This is a genomic window from Candidatus Hydrothermales bacterium (assembly GCA_039630235.1).
In the GTDB taxonomy this organism is placed as follows: domain Bacteria; phylum Hydrothermota; class Hydrothermia; order Hydrothermales; family JAJRUZ01; genus JBCNVI01.
In genome coordinates, this window is the sequence record JBCNVI010000031.1 from 1 (window position 1) to 955 (window position 955).

General features: G+C 64.4%; 1 rRNA gene. It reads left to right on the forward strand.

The window, feature by feature from the left end:
- Positions 1 to 238: 238 nt before the first annotated feature.
- Positions 239 to 955, forward strand: a 23S ribosomal RNA gene (locus ABDH49_09135); the annotation flags it as partial.

A 955-nucleotide genomic window follows, 5' to 3' on the forward strand; every position in this document is an offset into this window, starting at 1 on the left:
TCTCGCTATAATGGGGAGGCCCGGGGGATGGAGGCTGACGCTCGAAGCCGGGCGCGGAGCTCGGAGGCGGGGGCCAGCGGCCATCCGCTGGCGGGCCGGAACGCAGATAGCGGCCCGTCAAGGAAGGACCGGGCACGAGTGTGCGGAAAGCCCGGAGAGCACCTTAACAACCGAACAGGGCGTGAGACGAAGTCGAAACACAACGCGGGCAGCTCGGGAAACGGGTTCTCCGCGTCGCGTGTAAGCGAGTAAGGGCATGTGGTGGATGCCTTGGCGCCAGGGGCCGATGAAGGGCGCGGCACACTGCGAAAAGCCTCGGGGAGCCGTGTGCGGGCGCGATGACCCGGGGGTGCCCGAATGGGGAAACCCGCCTGGGGTGAACCCCAGGCATCCGTGGCTGAACCCATAGGCCACGGAGGGGCACGGGGGGAACTGAAACATCTTAGTACCCCCAGGAAAAGAAATCAACCGAGATTCCCTTAGTAGCGGCGAGCGAACGGGGAAGAGCCTAAACCCACAGGGTGCAAAAGCCCGAGGGCGTTGCCCTGTGGGGGTCGTGGGACCCATCCGGAGGCGGCCTCGGACGTCTCAGGGAGTGACCAAACCTTGGCCTAGCCGAAGCGGTCTGGAAAGGCCCGCCATAGAGGGTGATAGCCCCGTAGGCAAAAGGTCGAAGGTCTCCCGGGGATGGGATCCCGAGTACCACGGCCCACGGGGAAGGTCGTGGGAAGCAGGGGGGACCACCCTCCAAGGCTAAATACCCCTGGCGACCGATAGCGAACCAGTACCGTGAGGGAAAGGTGAAAAGAACCCCGGTGAGGGGAGTGAAACAGAACCTGAAACCGCATGCCTACAAGCGGTCCGAGGGCTATGGCCCCCTCGGGGGCAATGCCTGAGGGCGTGCCTTTTGGAGAATGAGCCGGCGAGTTACTCTCAGTGGCGAAGGCTAAGGGGG